Annotated in this window: 13 protein-coding genes; 9 read left to right on the top strand and 4 right to left on the bottom strand. The window is 71.0% G+C overall.

Annotated features, from left to right (window positions below):
• Nucleotides 1–14: 14 nt before the first annotated feature.
• Nucleotides 15–842: a 1,4-dihydroxy-6-naphthoate synthase gene (locus ACN20J_RS27825; protein ID WP_361893228.1), complete on the top strand. Its 828-nt coding sequence runs from the start codon at nucleotides 15–17 to the stop codon at nucleotides 840–842.
• Between the two features lie 70 nt (nucleotides 843–912).
• On the opposite strand, the gene ACN20J_RS27820 is transcribed toward ACN20J_RS27825, so the two are convergent.
• Nucleotides 913–1,296: a cold-shock protein gene (locus tag ACN20J_RS27820; RefSeq protein WP_055610283.1), complete on the bottom strand. Its 384-nt coding sequence runs from the start codon at nucleotides 1,294–1,296 to the stop codon at nucleotides 913–915.
• A gap of 188 nt (nucleotides 1,297–1,484) precedes the next feature.
• Here ACN20J_RS27820 and ACN20J_RS27815 point away from each other — a divergent pair, with 188 nt between their 5' ends.
• On the top strand, nucleotides 1,485–1,733 hold the full coding sequence (locus ACN20J_RS27815; protein ID WP_189836858.1) for a hypothetical protein: 249 nt from the start codon (nucleotides 1,485–1,487) through the stop codon (nucleotides 1,731–1,733).
• A 17-nt stretch (nucleotides 1,734–1,750) separates the two neighbouring features.
• Here ACN20J_RS27815 and ACN20J_RS27810 read toward each other — a convergent pair whose 3' ends face one another.
• Nucleotides 1,751–2,383 (bottom strand): HAD family hydrolase, encoded by a 633-nt coding sequence (locus ACN20J_RS27810; RefSeq protein ID WP_189836857.1) that lies wholly within the window; start codon nucleotides 2,381–2,383, stop codon nucleotides 1,751–1,753.
• A 239-nt stretch (nucleotides 2,384–2,622) separates the two neighbouring features.
• On the opposite strand from ACN20J_RS27810, the gene ACN20J_RS27805 reads away from it, so the two are divergent.
• From ACN20J_RS27805 to ACN20J_RS27795, 3 genes are all read left to right on the top strand, one after another.
• Complete coding sequence (locus ACN20J_RS27805; protein ID WP_189836856.1) at nucleotides 2,623–3,615, top strand: FecCD family ABC transporter permease; 993 nt, start codon at nucleotides 2,623–2,625, stop codon at nucleotides 3,613–3,615.
• A gap of 77 nt (nucleotides 3,616–3,692) precedes the next feature.
• Nucleotides 3,693–4,718 (top strand): FecCD family ABC transporter permease, encoded by a 1,026-nt coding sequence (locus tag ACN20J_RS27800; protein ID WP_361918447.1) that lies wholly within the window; start codon nucleotides 3,693–3,695, stop codon nucleotides 4,716–4,718.
• A gap of 35 nt (nucleotides 4,719–4,753) precedes the next feature.
• Complete coding sequence (locus ACN20J_RS27795; protein ID WP_419668966.1) at nucleotides 4,754–5,644, top strand: ABC transporter ATP-binding protein; 891 nt, start codon at nucleotides 4,754–4,756, stop codon at nucleotides 5,642–5,644.
• 7 nt (nucleotides 5,645–5,651) lie between these two features.
• On the opposite strand, the gene ACN20J_RS27790 is transcribed toward ACN20J_RS27795, so the two are convergent.
• Nucleotides 5,652–6,659, bottom strand: a complete 1,008-nt coding sequence (locus ACN20J_RS27790) for a hypothetical protein (protein ID WP_419667041.1) — start codon at nucleotides 6,657–6,659, stop codon at nucleotides 5,652–5,654.
• A gap of 241 nt (nucleotides 6,660–6,900) precedes the next feature.
• Between ACN20J_RS27790 and ACN20J_RS27785 the strand changes: the two genes are divergently transcribed.
• Both ACN20J_RS27785 and ACN20J_RS27780 read left to right on the top strand, forming a co-directional pair.
• Nucleotides 6,901–9,450, top strand: coding sequence for a helicase-associated domain-containing protein (locus tag ACN20J_RS27785; RefSeq protein WP_361997928.1), 2,550 nt, complete (start codon nucleotides 6,901–6,903; stop codon nucleotides 9,448–9,450).
• Between the two features lie 506 nt (nucleotides 9,451–9,956).
• Complete coding sequence (locus tag ACN20J_RS27780; protein ID WP_419667040.1) at nucleotides 9,957–10,202, top strand: hypothetical protein; 246 nt, start codon at nucleotides 9,957–9,959, stop codon at nucleotides 10,200–10,202.
• Here ACN20J_RS27780 and istB read toward each other — a convergent pair.
• Nucleotides 10,180–11,493 (bottom strand): IS21-like element helper ATPase IstB, encoded by a 1,314-nt coding sequence (gene istB / locus ACN20J_RS27775; RefSeq protein WP_246575149.1) that lies wholly within the window; start codon nucleotides 11,491–11,493, stop codon nucleotides 10,180–10,182. The genes ACN20J_RS27780 and istB overlap by 23 nt on opposite strands.
• Before the next feature lie 388 nt (nucleotides 11,494–11,881).
• On the opposite strand from istB, the gene ACN20J_RS27770 reads away from it, so the two are divergent.
• Nucleotides 11,882–13,525: a hypothetical protein gene (locus ACN20J_RS27770; RefSeq protein WP_419667039.1), complete on the top strand. Its 1,644-nt coding sequence runs from the start codon at nucleotides 11,882–11,884 to the stop codon at nucleotides 13,523–13,525.
• Complete coding sequence (locus ACN20J_RS27765; RefSeq protein ID WP_419667038.1) at nucleotides 13,522–15,918, top strand: tetratricopeptide repeat protein; 2,397 nt, start codon at nucleotides 13,522–13,524, stop codon at nucleotides 15,916–15,918. The genes ACN20J_RS27770 and ACN20J_RS27765 overlap by 4 nt, the downstream gene beginning before the upstream one ends.
• Nucleotides 15,919–15,948: the final 30 nt, after the last annotated feature.

Genomic DNA, 15,948 nt, shown 5'->3' with positions numbered 1-15,948 from the left:
GTGAGCCGCTGAAGATCGCTTACTCGCCCTGTCCGAACGACACCTTCGTCTTCGACGCGTGGGCCCACGGCCGCGTCCCGGGCGCGCCCGCGCTGGACGTGACCTTCGCGGACATCGACATCACCAACGGCATGGCGGAACGCGGCGAGTTCGACGTCCTGAAGGTGTCGTACGCCGTCCTGCCGTACGTCCTGGACGAGTGGGCCCTGCTGCCCTGCGGGGGCGCGCTGGGGCGGGGCTGCGGGCCGCTGGTGCTGACCCGGGAGCCCGGCGTGGACCTCACCGGCCGCACGGTCGCCGTGCCGAGCGAGAGGTCGACCGCGTACCTGCTGTTCCGCCTGTGGACCGCGGACATCGTGCCCGGCGGGGTCGGCGAGATCGTCGTGATGCCGTTCCACGAGATCATGCCGGCGGTGCGGGACGGCAAGGTCGACGCGGGGCTCGTGATCCACGAGGCGCGCTTCACGTACCAGAACTACGGGCTGCACAAGCTCGCGGACATGGGCGAGCACTGGGAGTCGACGACGGGTCTGCCGATCCCGCTCGGCGCGATCATCGCCAAGCGGTCGCTGGGCGAGGACACGTTGCGGCTGCTCGCCGAGTCCGCCCGTACGTCGGTGCGGGCCGCCTGGGACGATCCCGAGGCGTCTCGGGCGTACGTCATGGAACACGCCCAGGAGATGGACGTCTCCGTCGCGAACCAGCACATCGGGCTGTACGTGAACGAGTTCACGGCCGACCTCGGCGAGGACGGGTACGCGGCGGTTCGGGGGCTGTTGACGCGGGCGGCGGCGGAGGGGCTGGTACCGGCTCTTGCGCCGGACGCGCTTTCGTTTCCCTGAACGCGCAGGGCGCCCCAAAAGGCGGCGCCCGCCTCCCCCAACGGGATGCGGGCGCCTGCGAAGCCGGTCCCTAGACGTCCAGTTGGTCCGCCACCGCGCGGAGCAGGCCCGCGATCTTCGCGCCGGAGGCCTTGTCGGGGTAGCGGCCCCTTTCCAGCATCGGCGTGATGTTTTCGAGAAGCGTCGTCAAGTCCTGCACGATGGACGCCAGTTCGTCCGGCTTACGGCGCTGGGCGGCCGCGACGGACGGGGTGGGGTCCAGGATCGTCACCGAAAGCGCCTGGTCACCGCGCTGTCCGGCGACCACGCCGAACTCCACACGCTGACCCGGCTTGAGAACATCGACTCCGGCGGGCAGGACCGAGGAATGAACGAAGACGTCGCCGCCGTCGTCGCGGGAGAGAAAGCCGAAGCCCTTCTCGCTGTTGAACCACTTGACCTTGCCGGTAGGCACGTCTGTCCTCGTCCTCGTACTCGTCGGGAAACTGCGTCTGAAAAGTGCGGCTGAAAACTGCTCGGGAAACGGGTCCGTATAGCACTACAGCGGGTCGTCGGACCCGCCGGTACCAAGGCTAATGGTCCGGCGGCTGCTGACAAGACGTCGCCGGATTGTTCCTCCGCGCAGGGAACTACCCTGGTCGGGTGCGTGACAAAACCCAAACGAATTCCGCCGCGGCCGGAGACGGACTGATCCGTGCCGGGGCCATCGTGTTCTTCGTCGGTGCGGTGGCCACACTGGTCACCGTTGCCCCACTGCTGCTGGGTACGACGCCCTTTCCTACGTACATGTTCGGGCTGAGCATGTTGATGGGGGTTGGATTCCTCATCGCGGGGGCGGGGGTGTTCCAGTCGATCGCCAGTGGGCGGCGGCGGGCGCGCGAAGGTTCCTGAAGGGCCGTTCCGCGCCCCTAGAGGGGCGCCTTCGTGTGCCCGGCCAGCCAACTCGGGAACTCCGTCAGGTCCGTGAGCACCACGTCCGCGCCCGCCTCCCGTAGTTCGTCCGCGTCGCACGGGCCCGTGGCGACCGCCACGGACAGGGCGTTCGCGGCACGGGCGCCTCGTACGTCGCCGGTGTGGTCGCCGACGTAGACGCCCGCGTCGTACTCGCGCAGGGCCTCCGCCTTGCCCTCGGCCCACAGGCCGCCGATGACGGCGTCGGGCTCGATGCCGAGGTGGCTGAGATGCAGCTTTGCATTCGGCTCGTACTTGGCGGTGACGACGATGGCCCGGCCGCCTGCTTCCCGTACCGCCGCTATGGCCTCACGGGCGCCGGCCATCGCGGGCGTCGGGGCGATGGCGTGTGTGGGGTACATCTCCCGGTAGAGGTCCGCCACGGCCTCGACCTCCTCGGCCGGGAACCAGTTCACCAGCTCCTCCGCGAGCGGCGGCCCGAGCCTCGTGATGGTCAGATCGGCATCGATGTACGTCCCGGTCCGCACGGAAAGTGCCTGGTAGCAGGCGTGAATACCGGGCCGGGAGTCGATGAGGGTCATGTCGAGATCGAAGCCGATGGTGAGTACACGAGAAGTCATATGGACCATTGTGCCCAGCAAAGGTGGCCCTCCCGTGATGGTCCGGTGAGCATGAGCGCCCCCTTGAGGGGCGCGGGGAACTGCGCAGTCTTTTAGGGGCGCGGGGCTGCAGACACTTGCGGCTCCGCCGCGTGGGCGCGACCAGCCCCCACCCACCCGCAGCCGACGACCCACAACCGCCACATAGACTCAGCCAAGCCTTACCAAACCAGCCAGCCATCAGCCACGTACTCCCGGAGCACCAGCCCATGCAAGCCAGACGCGCCGTCGCCCTCGCGGCAGCCGTCATCGCACTGCTGCTGGCGATCCTGTTCAGCCTGGCCGTGGGCGCCCGCGCCATCCCCCCGTCCGCCGTCCTGGACGCACTGCTGAACGGCGGCCACAGCGACGACGCCGAAGTCGTACGCGGCCTGCGCGTCCCCCGTACCCTCATCGGCCTGATGGTCGGCGCGGGACTCGCGCTCGCGGGCACAGTCCTCCAAGGGATCACCCGCAACCCCATCGCCGACCCCGGCATCCTCGGCATCAGCCAGGGCGCCTCGGTCGGGGTCGTGCTCGCCATCGCGTTCGCGGGGATCCACACGCTCACGGGGTATGTGTGGTTCGCCTTCGCGGGTGCGGCCATCGCGTCGGTCGCGGTGTACGCGATCGCGTCGAGCGGGCGCGGCGGCGCGACGCCGGTGAAGCTCGCGCTCGGCGGCGCCGCGATCAACGCGCTGCTCGTGTCGGTCACCACGGCCGTGCTCACCACCAAGGCGTCCGCGCTGGACGAGTTCCGCTTCTGGCAGGTGGGCTCGCTGGCCGGGCGGGACGCGGAGATCGTCGGGCAGGTGTGGCCGTTCCTGCTGGCCGGGGCCGTGCTCGTACTGTCGGTCGCTCGCGGGCTCGACGCGCTCGCGCTCGGCGAGGACGTCGCGCAGGGGCTGGGGCAGCGGGTCGCGACGGTACGGATCGTCGGCGGGCTCGGGGCCACCGTCCTCACCGGGGTCGGGGTCGCCGCGGCCGGGCCCCTCGCCTTCATCGGGCTGGCCGTGCCGCACATCGCCCGCGCGATCGTGGGGCCCGCCCACCGGTGGGTGCTGCCGCTCGCCGCGCTCCTCGGCCCGACCATGCTGCTCGTCTCGGACACCGTCGGCCGGGTGCTGTTCCCGCCGAGCGAGGTCCCGGCGGGTGTGATGACGGCGCTGATCGGGGTGCCGTTCCTGGTCGGGCTCGTCCGCAGGAAGGCGGTACCGGCGTGACGACCAGCCCGACAGCCGCGAAGACCGCGACCTCCACCGCTTCAAGGGCGACCACCACCGCCTCCGCCGGATACTCCGTGCTCCGCGCCCGGCGGGCCACCTTCCTGCTGCACCGGCGCGCGGTCGCCGTGGGCGCGGGCCTCGCCGTGCTGCTCGCGGCGGCCTGTCTCGCGTACCTCTGTGTCGGCGAGAGCTTCGTCGCGCCCGGTGAGGTGCTGAAGGTCCTGGCGGGGCGGCCGTCGGCGGACGAGCTGGTGGTCGGGACGCTGCGGGCGCCCCGGCTGGTGGTCGGGCTGCTCGTCGGGGCGGCCTTCGGGGTCGCGGGCGGGCTGATCCAGACCGTCGCCCGCAATCCGCTCGCCAGCCCGGACATCATCGGGATCAGCCAGGGCGCGAGCGCGCTGACGGTGGGCGCGATGACGTTCGGGGTGACGTCGTACACGGTCCTGCCGTATCTGTCCGTCGTGGGCGGGCTGTTGGCCGCCGCGCTCGTGTACGTCTTCGCCTGGCGCGGCGGGCTGCACGCGACGCGGTTCGTGCTCATCGGGATCGGGTTCGCGATCGCGCTGCGCTCGGTGACCACGCTCTTCATGACGAAGGGCGACTATCTGGTCGCGCAGCAGGCGCAGATCTGGATGACGGGCTCGCTGAACGGCCGTGGCTGGGCGGAGGCCGCGCCCCTCGGCTGGACGCTGCTGGTCCTCGTACCGGCCGTCGCGTGGGCGGCCCGGGCGCAGCGGACCGTCGGCCTGGACGACGACACGGCGACGGCGCTCGGTGTGCGGCTGAACCGGGTGCGGCTGGGGCTGGTGGTACTCGGGGTCGTCCTCGCGTCGGTGGCGACCGGGGCGGCGGGGCCCGTCGACTTCGTGGCGCTGCTGGCTCCGCAGATCGCCCGGCGGATGACCCGGACCGCGCAGATCCCGCTCGTGTGCTCGGCGCTCCTGGGTGCCGTCATCGTCGTACTGGCCGATCTGCTGGGGCGGAAGCTGTTCTCGCCGACCGAGGTGCCGGTCGGGGTGTTCACGGCGGCCGTGGGGGCGCCGTATCTGATCTGGCTCATCGTCCGGAGCCGTACCGTCCGTTCTGGTGGCAAGGCGTGAGGCAGGACATGGCCAAGGGGCACGAGGGGCAGGGCATGAGCAGGCTGTCGGCGCGTGAGCTGACGCTCGCGTACGAGGACCGCACGGTGGTGCGCGAGCTGGATCTCGCGATCCCGGACGGGCGGGTGACGGTCGTCGTCGGGCCCAACGCCTGCGGCAAATCGACCACTTTGCGCGCACTCGGGCGGCTGCTGAAGCCGAAGGGCGGGGCCGTGCTCCTGGACGGGACCTCGCTCGCCAAGCTGCCCACCAAGCGGATCGCCCAGCAGATCGGGCTGCTGCCGCAGACGCCGGTCGCACCCGAGGCGATCACCGTCGCGGACCTCGTCTCGCGGGGCCGGCAGCCGCACCAGAGCTGGTGGCAGCAGTGGTCGGAGGCGGACGAGCGGGCCGTGACCGAGGCGATGGAGCGTACGGACGTGGCCTCGCTGGCCGAGCGGCCCGTGGACGAGCTGTCGGGCGGGCAGCGGCAGCGGGTCTGGATCGCGATGGCGCTCGCGCAGGAGACCGAGCTGCTGCTCCTGGACGAGCCGACGACGTACCTCGACATCGCGCACCAGGTGGAAGTCCTGGACCTGGTAAGGCAGTTGAACCATGACCGCGGCCGCACGGTCGTGGTCGTCCTGCACGACCTCAACCAGGCCGCCCGCTACGCCGACCACCTCGTCGCCATGAAGGAGGGGCAGATCGTCGCCTCCGGGCCACCGTCGGAGATCGTCACGGCCGATCTCGTACGGGAGGTCTTCGGGCTGGAGTGCGTGGTCGTGCCGGATCCGGTGACGGGGTCGCCGCTGGTGGTGCCCGGCGCTCCGTGGCGGGGCGGCGATGCGCAAGTCCCGGCCCAGGAAGGCCAGAAGGCCCACACAGACCGGAAGGCCCAGGAAGGCACCGCCTCGGGCGCCGCCGCTTCGGGCACGGCTACCTAGACCGCCGCTATCTGGACCGCTGCGACCTCCACACCAGGTACAGCGCCGAAGCGACGGCGGCGCCGCGCAGGACCCAGGGCCAGGTCTCGGCGACCGCGTCGTTCATGTGGCCGTCCGCGATGGGTGTGCCCCAGCGGCCTTCCGTACGGCCCCAGAGCCAGACGACGCCCGCGGTGACGACCAGGCCGGGGAGGCCGAGGACGGCCCACTTCGACTCGGTGGGGCTGAGGCGGCGTGAGAGGTAGGCGATGAGCCAGCCGAGGCCGAGCATGACGAGGTTGCCGATGACGGCGCCGGCGACGAGCAGGGCCGCGGCGAGCAGCAGCAGGGGGTTCGTCCAGCCGCCGCCGACGGGGCGCAGCCGGGGGACGAAACGGCGGGTCTTCTTTCCGGCCTCCGTGTCCGCCTCGGCCGCCTCGACGGGGGCCGCGGGTACGACGGGCGCGGCGGGCTTCGGGTCGGGCTCGTCCGTCTCGTCCGTCTTCCGGGGCGGCGGCTTGAGCAGTTCGGGGATCTCGATGCCGCCCGTGAACCCGGGCACGCTGTCCACCGACCCGAACGGGCTGCTCTCCACCCGCCACCAGTCGGGCTGCCCCGACCCGAGTTCCTCCGTGCTCGCGAGGTGCGGCGGCGAGGGCGCGGAGTCGGCCGTCGCGGGGACGTCCGGCTCTGAGGGGCGCGGCCTGGGGACGACCCGGCGCAGGCGCTTGGACCGCGGCTCGGGTTCCTGGGCGCGCTGGGTGGGGACGGCCGCGCGGGGTTCGGCCGGGCCCTCGCCTCCGCCGGTGTCGGCGTTCGCTGCGGCGACGACCGACTCGGGGGTGCCGAGCCGTTCGAGGATGCGGCGGACCGCGGCCGGACTGTCGACGGTCGCCTTGGCCCGGCGCCGGTCGATCTCGTTGCGCAGCTCCGAGACCAGGCGCATGCGGACGCCCGACGGCAGCTGCCGTTGCTGGGCCACGTCTCCGACACGGCTCAGATACTCGTAGACGACCTGGTCGCTCTCGATACCCACGAAGTCCCCTCCGGGGCGGGTGCGTCGAATACCCCGTGGGACGACGTTAGCGCAGGGGGGTGGGCACGGACGCGGGTCAGGTCGGCTCGCGCGGGTGCGGGTTCCCGCCTTCACGGGGGAACGCCGCGGAGGACTTCCGGAGGGAGTGCGGCGCTGATGACGGCGACCCGCTCGGCGACCCACTCGTCGAAGCCCTGGCACACGGCCCCTGGCGGGCCCGCCACCCGCTACCGTTGAGCGGATGAGCAGCGATGAGAAGCAGGTGGCCCCGCGGTCCCTCGCGGAGGCGCTCCGCGCGAAGGAGGACGGTTCCCTCGCCGCGCTCCTGCGCGCCCGCCCGGACCTCATCACGCCCGTCCCCACCGACCTCACGCAGCTCGCCACCCGGGCCGGCACCCGCGCCTCGGTGGTCCGCGCCCTGGAGCGCCTGGACCGGTTCACGCTCCAGACGGCGGAAGCCCTGGCCGTGGCCCCGGAGCCGGCGGACCGCGAGACGCTCCTGGCACTGCTGGCGGGCGACGAGAACGACCCCGCTGTCGTCGGGGCGTTCCCGCACGCCCTGGCCGCCCTGCGCGAACAGGCCCTGGTGTGGGGCCCGGACGACCGGCTCCGCCTGGTCCGCACGGCCCGCGAACTGCTCGCGCCCTCGCCGCAGCACCCGTCCCCGACGGGCCTCGGCCCGACGGTCGCGGAGGCCACCTCGGGCATGTCCCCGGGCCGGATCCAGGAGATCCTCACGGCGGCGGGGCTGCCCACGACACACGACGCGGTGTCGGCGGTGGCGTCCCTGACCGGCCTGTTCACCGACCGCGCCCGGATGGCGGAGCTGCTCGCCGCGGCCCCGCCGGACTCCCTGGACGTCCTGTCCCGGCTGGTCTGGGGCCCGCCCTACGGCCAGGTGACCGCCGATCCCGCCTCGCGTCTGCGCTGGCTCCTGGACCGCGGCCTGCTGCTGCCGACGGCGCCCGGCACGGTCGTACTGCCCCGTGAGGTCGCCCTCCATCTCCGGGCGGGCCGCGCCCATCGCGACACCCGGCCCCTGCCACCGGCGGTCGAGCCCGCCGCCACGCACCGTCCACAGGTTGTGGACACGACGGCGGCCGGCCAGGCGTACACCTCGCTCGCGACCATCGAGGAGCTGCTGAAGGACTGGGACGAGGGCGGTCCGACCGTCCTGCGCGCGGGCGGCCTGAGCGTACGGGACCTCAAGCGCACCGCCGTGGCCCTGGACGTGCCGGAGCCGGTCGCCGCGTTCTGGGTCGAACTCGCCTACGCGGCAGGCCTGTTGGCGTCGGACGGCGAGGCCGACGAGAGATACGCGGCGACCCCGGCGTACGACGAGTGGCTGGAGCTCCCGGCGGCCGAACGCTGGACACGGCTGGCCACGGCCTGGCTGTCCGCCACCCGCACGGCGGGCGTGATCGGCGGCCGGGACACCAAGGAGCGCACCCTCGCGGCGCTGGGCCCGGGCCTCGACCGCTCGGCCGCCCCCGAGGTCCGCCACCGCGTCCTCACGCTCCTCGCCGCGCTCCCCGAAGGCGCCTCCGCCTCCCCCGACTCCCTCGTCGCCCGCCTCCACTGGGAGCGCGCGCTGCGCGGGGCCGCCTCCTCGGACGACCTGCGGGCCCGGCTCGCCCGCTGGACGCTGTCCGAGGCCGAGTCGCTGGGGATCACCGGGCGGGGGGCGCTGTCGGCGCACGGGCGGGCGCTGATCGGGGCCGCATCGAGCGCACCCGCCCCTGAGACGGAGACGGCCGCCGGCCCGGGAGACAAGCTCCCCGTCCACCACCACAGGCACCACCCCGCGCCCCCTCCGCAGCCCCGCTCGGCCGCCGAGCTGGCCTCCGCCGCCTCCCGCGCCGGCAAGCTGCTCGCGCCCCTGCTCCCCGAGCCCCTCGACCACGTCCTGCTCCAGGCGGACCTGACGGCGGTGGCCCCGGGCCCGCTGCAACGGCCGCTGGCGGACACGCTGGACGTCCTGGCGGACGTGGAGTCGAAGGGCGGGGCGACGGTGTACCGCTTCACACCGGGCTCCGTCCGCCGGGCCCTTGACGCGGGCCGCTCGGCCTCGGACCTGCACGCCTTCCTCTCCGAGCACTCCCGTACGCCGGTTCCGCAGCCGCTCACCTACCTGATCGACGACGTGGCGCGCAGACACGGCCATCTGCGGATCGGCTCGGCGTCGGCGTACGTCCGCTGCGACGACGACGCCCTGCTGAACGAGATCATCGCCGACAAGCGCTCCCAGGGGCTGCGTCTGCGCCGCCTCGCGCCCACGGTGCTGGCCGCGCAGGCCGACCCGGCGACGCTGCTCGAAGGGCTGCGCTCGATGGGCTTCGCCCCGGCCGCCGAGTCCGCCGAGGGCGACGTACTGATCACCCGCGCGCACGCCCATCGCACGCCCCCGCGCACGGCGCCCGAGCCGGTCCCGGACGGTCCGCCGTCCCCCGACACCACCCTGCTGGGCGCCGCGATCCGGGCCATCCGCGCGGGCGACCTGGCCTCCACGACCCCGCACAAGCCCACCGCCGCCGCTCCCGGCCGCAACGGCACGCTCCCGCGCACCACCTCCGCCGAGACCCTCGCCACCATGCAGGCCGCCGTCCTCACCGGCGACACCCTCTGGATCGGGTACGTGAACGCCGAGGGCTCCGCCAGCCAGCGCGTCATCGCCCCGATCAAGGTGGAGGGCGGCTTCGTGACGGCGTACGACCACACCGCGGACGAGGTCCGCACCTATCCGCTGCACCGGGTGACGGGCGTCGCGGAACTGGCGGACGAGCAGGCCTGAGACGGGCCCGGGGCAGGAGCTGAAGCGGGCCTGGGGCAGAGCTGGGGCACGCTTGAGGCCGTCCCGGCCGGAAACCGCACCCCGCCCCCCCGGCCGGAGGTCCACCCCGTCTCACTCGTCCGGGTGTACGCGGCGGTTCATGCACGCCACGCCGGGCGCTTCCCACCCATGAGGGACCTTCGAGGACCTCCCGCATCGCGGCGCGAGTCGCGGGGCAGCCACTGGACGTCCTGATCAGGCACCGGCCTGATCGCGCAACCAGGAGGTAGTCCCATGCGCACTGCTCGCCGTGTCGCCACCGTTCTGATCGGTACCGCCGCGCTGCTCGGCGCACTCGCGTCACAGGCCGCCGCGATCGGTATCGATCTCGGCGGGGGCCTGACCCTCTGAGGCGCCCCCGCACACCCAGTACGCCCCGCGGGCCGGACTCGGCATCCGAGTCCGGCCCGTCCCCTCCGAGGGCCCCCACCCCCGCTCAGCAGCATCAGAAAGGCTTCAGAAACCCCATGCGTTCCACGCTCCGGACCCGTACAGCGACCGACACCGCGCGCCGTGCCGCGATCCGTACCGCCGCCACCGCCGCGCTCCTCGCCTCGGCCGCGATCGTCGGCGTGCTCGCCCCGCAGGCCGCCGCCGCGCAGCCCGCGCTGCCGCTGCCCATCCCGGTCGCCGCCGTCGAACCGCTCGTCACCGAGGGGGTCAGCGTCGAGGGACCGCTGGTCAACAACATCACTCTGCCCACGCTGAAGTAGCCCGGCGCATCCGGTAGCTGTCCCCTTCGAGGCGGACGATCTCCGCGTGGTGCGCGAGGCGGTCGACCATCGCGGGGGCGGCGCCGCCGAAGATCTCGTCCCAGCGGCCGAGCGGGCGGTCGCCGGTCACGATCAGCGAGGACCGCTCGTAGCGGTGCGCGACGAGCTGGAAGAAGAGGTGGGCGGTGTCCGCGTCGAACGGGGTGTAGCCGACCTCGTCCACGATCAGCAGCGGGTGGGCGTCCAGCGCGGCCAGCTCCTCGGCGAGCCGCCCGGCCGCCCGCGCCTCCGACAGCCTCGCGGCCCACTGCGCGGCGGTCGCGAACAGCACCTGGTGCCCCGCCTGGCAGGCCCGCACACCGAGGCCCACGGCGAGATGCGTCTTGCCAGTGCCGGGCGGCCCCACGAAGACCACGTTCCGCCGCGCGGCCACGAAGTCCAGCTTGCCGAGCCGGGCCAGCACCTCCCGGTCGAAGTCCCGTGGATGATCCTCGTCGAACTCCTCCAACTGCTTCCGCGACGGAAAACGGGCCGCACGGATCCGGGTCTCGGCCCCCGTTTCGTAGGGGTCGTAGGCGTCGTAGGGCTCGGACGAGGACAGGTACGAGCCGGTCGACTGGGCCGGAATCGGGACCGATACCGGGACCGGGCTCGGGACCATGGCCGGGGCACGCATGGCCGCCGCCGAGGTCGAGAACTCGGCCGGGACGGACGCCGAGACGGAGTAGCCACCGTCGGCTCCGCCCTGCCCCTGCACCGGCCCGTGCCCCTTGTGCGAGCGGTCCCCGTGCTCCGCCATCGGCCCCGACATGTACGCCAGGATCGCCGCCGAGGCGATGAAGGCCATGTGGATCACCGTCCCCCACAGCAGCGCGTGCTGCGAGGTGTGGTGCACGTCCACGAACATCTGGAGCAGATGGACGGAGGAGATGCCCACGATGGCGGTGGCGAGCTTCACCTTCAGGACGTTGGAGTTGACGTGCGAGAGCCATTCCGGCTGGTCACGGTGGCCCTGGAGACCGATGCGGGAGACGAAGGTCTCGTACCCCCCGACGATCACCATGATCAGCAGGTTCGCGATCATGACGACGTCCACCAGCTTCAGCACGGCGAGCATGACGTACGTCTCGTTCGCCTGACCGGTCACGCACCGGAGAATTAAATTCCACAGCTCGTTGAAGAACTTGTAGACGTACACGCCCTGCGCGGCCACCAGCCCGAAGTACAGCGGAGCCTGCAGCCAGCGGGTGGCGAAGAGTGCGTATCCGAGCGTGGTGGACGGCTGGGACACGACGGGCAGCGGAACAGTCGGTGAGGCCGGCGGAGGCGCGTGCGGCGGGGCATGGCTGTGGATGTGACCGGGTCCGGACAACGGTGGCTCTCCCTGGGCGGTGACCTGGGGCAGTGACCTGCGGGGATCGCCATTCTTCGGGTCCGCGGCCGTAAATCTGAATTCCCACCACTCATTGGAATGAATAGACATCCAGTAGGACAGGACGGGGCGCCACCCGGTTCATCGGACCTGGCGCGCGCACCTGAGCGCCCGCACATCCTTCGGCGAGACTTGCCCAACCCGCCCTTCGCCCTCGAAATCATGGATCTCTCGGCCGCTAGCCGAGGTCCAGGGATACCGCAGTCAAGTCCGGTGCGGTGCGCCATCCTTGTGCCGGGAGGGCGATGTGGGCAAAGCATCGAGGAAGAAGCAGGAACAGCGGGCGCGGAAAGCCAGCTCGGTCGACGTCATGGACGGTGGTGACCCGCGAGCGCGCGGCGAGGAAGCCCTGGGGCGGCTTCTGCGCTCGAACACACCAGGGAAGATCAGCCTGGCCGGTGCCTACGCGTGGGGTTACGCGGCGCTGGGACTCGCGCAGCAGGAAGGAACCGATCCGGACTGGCACCAGGAGATCGACCCCTTGGACATCCTCTTCCTGGGAACGGCCTGGCCCAAGGGGTTCCGTGACGAGCTCGAGTTCGCCAACGCACGCGACGCGTGGCTGCGTCTCTTGCGCGGCACCGTGCACGGCAAAGGAGTCCAGCACTTCATACGCGAGGCCGTCTCGGTGAGTGAGGAGCTGGGGCTCCCCGTAGACGACGTGGAACTGATGCTGGCGCTCACCGGGCGACTCGAGGCGGCCGGGCTCGACCAACGCCAACTGCCCCGGCGACTGCTGCCCGAGGTGGCCCTCCAGGACTGTCGCGCGGCCCTTGGTCCGTCTCTGGATCTGCGGCTCCCCGACCCCCCGGAGGATGTGAAGAAGCGCGTACGGCGGTTTTGGGAAGACGGGGAGGAACCATGGGCCGATGACAGTCCTCAGGCAGTTCTCCGTGACGGGCTGCGCCGGTTCCATGACATGGGTCTGCCAGTCGAAGATGACTCCGGGGTGTTACTTCCCGCCTTGTACGCGGCGCTGATGACGAAGCCGGGCGAGCTTCTGGAGGACATGGGCGAACATGCCTGGGCATGGGCTGTTTCCCTGGACGAGGCGTCGCCGTTGGTGCCGGTGCTCGACATCCTCCTTGTCGCCCCCGAGCTGGAGTTGTCCGTCGCCGAAACCCTCGGGCATCTCTTCGCCGTCCCCGCGTTCACTGAGCCTTTCCCCTCAGATGCCCTGATCTGGACCAGCTCTCCAGGTCTCGCTCTACCGCGCCTGGCCTTCGGGCTGGGCATTCCCGAGGTGTCAACACGGGATCAAGCGATCACCCCGGATCTACTGGACTGGGTGGGCATGCGCACCCGGATGCACCTGAGTGCCGCCGCTCGCAGCAATGCAGCCGATCTCGACATCGAGGAGACGGACCGCGCCGAGGAGACGGACAGCCAACGGAAGGAGCCGGACGAGCGATGGGCCGAGCGACGTGAGTCCGTGCGCGAGACGGTGCGGCAGAAGATCAGTAAGGCGTCCGGCAGTACGGCCGCCGGACGCCGCCGGTCCGACCGTCCCGTCGAGCGCATCTGGAACGCGGACGGCAGTTCCGAGATCTGGATCTCGACCAACACTCCGCAGGGGAAGGAGTTGAAGGAGGCCTTGGAAAGCCAAATTAATGCCTTCCGGGACAAGTTCGGCCGCGAGCCAGCACCGGACGATCCGCTGTTCTTCGATCTCGATGCCGACAAACCAACCCGCATCACCAAGAAAGACTTCGACGACATGCTGCGGCGCATGGCGGAGCGCGCAGCCGAGATGGGCGTCGACCCCGCGTTCTTCCACGCCTGGCGCGAGGTTGGGTACGTGGTCACCGAGGAAACCAGGAGCGGGTTCACCACCGCTGAGGTGATCGCCTTCAACAGGGCTCTCGCGCGGCACCAGGAGGCCTGCGAATGACCGACGGGACCGAGAACCACATCAGCGGAGGAGTCCTATTCAGCCTCGTCGTCCAGGGGCAAACCGTCACCCTGACTCTCCCAAACCGTCCGGACCCCGCACTCGCCGGACTTCCCCGACGGTCTGCGACCTTCGCGGGGCGCCACAACGAACTCGCTCAGATCCTCGCGGCCTTGGCACCGGCGACGCCGGGCGAGGCGAACGAGGCAGAGGGCACCGTAATGGTCACCGGGCTCGCCGGGACGGGCAAAACCGAACTCGTACTGCAGGCAGCCCACCGAGCGCTTCATGACCAAACCTGGTTCCCCGGTGGAGTCCTCTTCGTCGATCTCCACGGCTACGACGCGGAGCGCAGGGTGACGCCGAAGCGGGCGCTCGGCACCCTCCTGCGAGCACTTGGCATCCCCCCGGAACACATTCCTCCCGGGTTGGAGGAACGCGTGCTCGTCTACCGTTCTGCACTTGGCGCACTGGCCGCTGCCGGGCGACGGGTCTTGGTCGTCCTAGACGACGTACCGGCCACCCGCCATGTCCGCCATCTCTTGCCGAGCGACGGAAGCACGGCCACGCTCGTGTCCTCACGGCACTCCCTGGCGGACCTGGACGCTCTGGCGCTGACCCTGCGGGAGCTGCCCGCCGACGAGGGACGAGAGCTGCTGGGCGACGCCCTCCGCACCGCTCTGCCCGACGACTCGCGGATGGCGGACGAGGCGAGTGAGGCCGGCCGACTTGTCGCGCTGTGCGGCGGGCTGCCACTGGCCCTGCGCATCCTGGCGTCCCTCCTCGTGGACGTGCCGTCCCGGCCCCTGTCCCACCTCCGCCGAGACCTCGCGGACGCGCACTCCAGGCTCTCCGTACTGAGCCGGGAGAAACGCGCCGTAACCGCGGCCTTCGAACTGTCCTACCGAAGGCTCACCAAAGAGCAGGCCAAGCTCTTCCGGCTGATATCCCTGCATCCCGGACCGGACTTCTCCACCGAGGCCACTGCCGAGTTGTCCGGCGAGAACCTCAGGAAAACCGAACGGCTTCTGCTGGACCTGGCCCGCAGGCACATGGTCGAGCCGAGAGATCCGTATGGCCGCTGGCAGCAGCACAGTCTCGTGCGCCTCTACGCCCGGGAGCAGCTCGTCTCGGACGACGGCGCCTGGGGCAAGGCCCTCATGCGTCTGCTCGCCCACTTCCACAGAATGACCACCCTCGCGTGTGAAAGCCTCTTCCACCCCGCGAGGACGCGTCCCGCAGCAGAGTCCGCCTTCACAGACCGAGCCGAGGCACTGCAGTGGCTGGAGGCCGAGCGGCACACCCTGGTCGCAGCGACCCTCTGGGCTCACGACGCCGGCGACGATCTGGTGTGTGTGGCCCTGGCAGTGCCTGTGTCGAAAATCCTGATGGAGACGCGCTACCTCGAGGATGCCGGGCGGGTGCTGTCCGCGGGCATCCGGTCGTGTCGACGGCGCAAGGACCGTTTTCACGAGGCATCTCTGCTGAGTGCCCTCGGTGTGGTGCTCCGGGACAAGCGCAAGCTGCGCAGATCTGTTCGCGCGCACCACAAGGCCATCAAGATCTGCAAGGGGTTGCAGGAGCGCCAAGCCCTGGCCAGTGCGCTGAACAACCTCGGGCTCTCGCTCCATGAGCAGCGCCGGTTCGAACAGGCGGTGGCATCCCACACCGAAGCTGCGCAGCTGTTCAAGCGCACCGGTGACCGGATCGGCGTGGCGCGGGCACTAAGCAACACCGGCGAGACACTGACCGAGCTGGGACGCACGGAGGAGGCTGCCCACTCCCTCCGGAAGGCCGCGAAGATCTTCCGGAAACAGGGCGACCTGCGCGCTTACGCCCAGGCCCTGGGCAGCCTCGCCAAGGCGACGCGCGACGACGGGAAGGCCGAGCAGGCGATCGAGCTGCACAAACGCGCACTCGACCTGGCCGACGGCCTGCTCACACCCCATGAGAGATCGGTAGAACTGTCCAACCTCTCCGGCACCCTGACCGCTGCCGGAGAGTTCGAAGCTGCTCTCACCGCGCAGCAGGAGGCACTGACTACCTTCCGTCAACTGCGAGACCGCCGCGGTGAGGCGATGGCCTTGGGCAACATGGCCCTCGTACGCCAGAAGCAGGGCAGGTGGAACAAGGCTGTGCGGCTGCACACCCTTGCCCTGGAGGCATTCCTCGAGGGCAAGGACGATCACGGTCTGGCCAGCGAGCTGGAGAATCTCGCGTTCGCACTTCTCCAGCAGGGCTGCAACATCGAAGCCCTGGAGAACCTGGAGCTCGCCGCCGATCTGTACCGACAGACCCGCGACACGGAGAGGGCCGTCGATACGCTCAACGTAGTCGACCAAGTTCGAAGGCGGATCGGTGTTGGCATGCGTCCCGTCGAGAGCCGGATGTGATCGCTCGCGCATCAGGCACACTGGACGTTT

It is taken from the genome of Streptomyces sp. 2-1, assembly GCF_048564895.1.
GTDB lineage: Bacteria > Actinomycetota > Actinomycetes > Streptomycetales > Streptomycetaceae > Streptomyces > Streptomyces phaeochromogenes.
Note: the sequence above shows the minus strand (reverse complement) of the source record. Positions and strands in the feature narration are given on the sequence as shown.